General features: G+C 63.7%; 2 protein-coding genes and 1 pseudogene. All 3 read left to right on the top strand.

Annotation, left to right across the window (positions count from 1 at the left end; all coding sequences use genetic code 11):
• A pseudogene (locus EOA38_RS33105) lies at window positions 1-459 on the top strand (cytochrome c oxidase subunit II); the annotation flags it as partial.
• Window positions 460-497: 38 nt separating this feature from the next.
• Window positions 498-2,147 carry a cytochrome c oxidase subunit I gene (ctaD, locus tag EOA38_RS33110; protein WP_127220611.1) on the top strand — a complete coding sequence of 550 codons (1,650 nt, stop codon included), beginning with the start codon at window positions 498-500 and terminating at the stop codon, window positions 2,145-2,147.
• 78 nt (window positions 2,148-2,225) lie between these two features.
• Window positions 2,226-2,627, top strand: a 402-nt coding sequence (locus tag EOA38_RS33115) for a UbiA family prenyltransferase (RefSeq protein WP_189435085.1), incomplete at its 3' end; no start/stop codon positions are given.

Here is a 2,627-nt window from a genome sequence, read left to right on the forward strand (position 1 = left end):
TACGAATACCAGGTCGACAAGAGCTTCTCCTTCAACTCGGCGGTTCTTCAGGACGCCGACCGCGCCAAGGCCGGCAAGGAAGACCGCAACCTCTATCCGCGCCTGCTCGCCGTCGACAACGAACTGGTGGTGCCGGTCAACACCACGACCCGCGTGCTGATCACGGCCACCGACGTCATTCACTCCTTCGCGGTGCCGTCCTTCGGCATCAAGATGGACGCCGTGCCCGGCCGCACCAACGAGACCTGGTTCAAGGCGGAGAAGGAGGGCCTCTACTACGGCCAGTGCTCGCAGCTCTGCGGCAAGGATCACGCCTTCATGCCGATCGCGATTCGCGTCGTGTCCGACGCGCAGTTCAAGACCTGGCTGGAGACGGCCAAGACCGATGTGCCCGCCGCCAACAAGGCGCTGACGGCAGAGATCGATGGTACCAACAAGGTAGCGGCCGCCGGCAACTGATGCCGCGGGTTAGCAAGAATTAGGGAACGGAGCGGAATATGGCAGAGGCTGCAGCTCACGACCACCACGACCACAGGCCGCATGGCTGGGTCCGCTGGGTGTACTCGACCAACCACAAGGACATCGGCACGCTCTACCTGATCTTCGCGATCATCGCCGGCATTATCGGCGGCGCGCTTTCGGTCGCCATCCGCATGGAGCTGCAGGAGCCGGGCATCCAGATCTTCAGCGGTCTGGCGCAGATGGTCTACGGCATGCAGGGCGATGCCGCCATCGACGGCGGCAAGAGCATGTACAATGCCTTCGGCGCCGCGCACGGCCTGATCATGATCTTCTTCATGGTGATGCCAGCCCTGATCGGCGGCTTCGCCAACTGGATGGTGCCGATCATGATCGGCGCGCCGGACATGGCCTTCCCGCGCATGAACAACATCTCTTTCTGGCTTCTGCCTCCGGCCTTCCTGCTGCTGCTCAGCTCGATGTTCGTGCCGAGCTCGCCCGGCGCCTTCGGCCCCGGCGGCGGCTGGACGATCTATCCGCCGCTGTCGACGGCCGGATCGCCGGGCCCTGCGATGGACCTTGCGATTCTCGCGATCCACATCGCCGGCGCCTCCTCGATCCTCGGCGCCATCAACTTCATCACCACCATCTTCAACATGCGCGCGCCTGGCATGACGATGCACAAGATGCCGCTGTTCGCCTGGGCGGTGCTGATCACGGCCTTCCTGCTGCTGCTCTCGCTGCCGGTTCTGGCTGGTGGCATCACCATGCTTCTCACCGACCGCAACTTCGGCACCTCCTTCTTCGTGCCGGACAATGGCGGCGATCCGCTGCTCTTCCAGCACCTGTTCTGGTTCTTCGGTCATCCGGAGGTCTACATCCTGATCCTGCCCGGCTTCGGCATCATCAGCCACATCGTCTCGACCTTCTCGAAGAAGCCGGTCTTCGGCTATCTCGGCATGGCTTACGCCATGGTCGCGATCGGCGCCGTCGGCTTCATCGTCTGGGCGCACCATATGTACACGACCGGTCTGTCGCTCGACACGCAGCGCTATTTCGTGTTCGCCACCATGGTCATCGCGGTGCCGACCGGCGTGAAGATCTTCTCGTGGATCGCCACCATGTGGGGCGGCTCGATCTCCTTCAAGCCGCCGATGCTGTGGGCGCTGGGCTTCATCTTCCTGTTCACCATCGGTGGCGTCACCGGCGTCCAACTGGCCAATGCCGGCCTCGACCGCTCTCTGCACGACACCTATTTCGTGATCGCCCACTTCCACTACGTGCTGTCGCTGGGTGCGGTGTTTGCCATCTTCGCCGGCTGGTACTACTGGTTCCCGAAGATGACCGGCTACATGTACTCGCCGGTGATCGCCAACACCCACTTCTGGGTCACCTTCGTCGGCGTCAACCTGATCTTCTTCCCGCAGCACTTCCTCGGCCTCGCCGGCATGCCGCGCCGCACCGTCGACTATCCGGATGCGTTCGCCGGCTGGAACATGGTCTCGTCCTACGGCTCCTACATCGCGGCCGTCGGCGTTGCGATCTTCCTCTACGGCGTGTTCGAGGCCTTCCAGAAGAAGCGTGTCGCCGGCGCCAATCCGTGGGGCGAGGGTGCCACCACACTCGAATGGCAGCTGCCTTCGCCGCCGCCGTTCCACCAGTGGGAACAGCTGCCGAAGATCAAGTAAAGGGCAGCTTCCCGATGCATGCGAGGCCGCCGGTGAGCCGGCGGTCTTGGCCAACGGAATGATGGACTTTAGGTACGCATGGCTCTTGCCGACCACAAATTGATGGAGGAAGCGGGCTTTCGCATGTCGGAAGCGACCGCAGGCGATTTCTTCGCCCTCCTGAAGCCGCGCGTCATGTCGCTGGTCGTCTTCACGGCCTTTGTCGGCATGGTCGCGGCGCCCGTCGCCATCAATCCGCTGCTGGCGGTGATCGCAATCCTGTCGATTGCGATTGGAGCCGGCGCCTCCGGCGCGCTCAACATGTGGTACGACGCCGATATCGATGCGGTGATGACCAGGACGGCCGGCCGCCCGGTGCCGGCCGGCCGCGTCACGCCCGGCGAGGCGCTGAGCTTCGGCCTCGTGCTCTCCGTGCTGTCGGTGATGACGCTGGGCGTGCTGGTCAACTGGCTGTCGGCGGCGCTGCTCGCCTTCACTATA

The sequence above is a fragment of the Mesorhizobium sp. M1E.F.Ca.ET.041.01.1.1 genome, from assembly GCF_003997355.1.
Classification (GTDB): Bacteria; Pseudomonadota; Alphaproteobacteria; order Rhizobiales; family Rhizobiaceae; genus Mesorhizobium.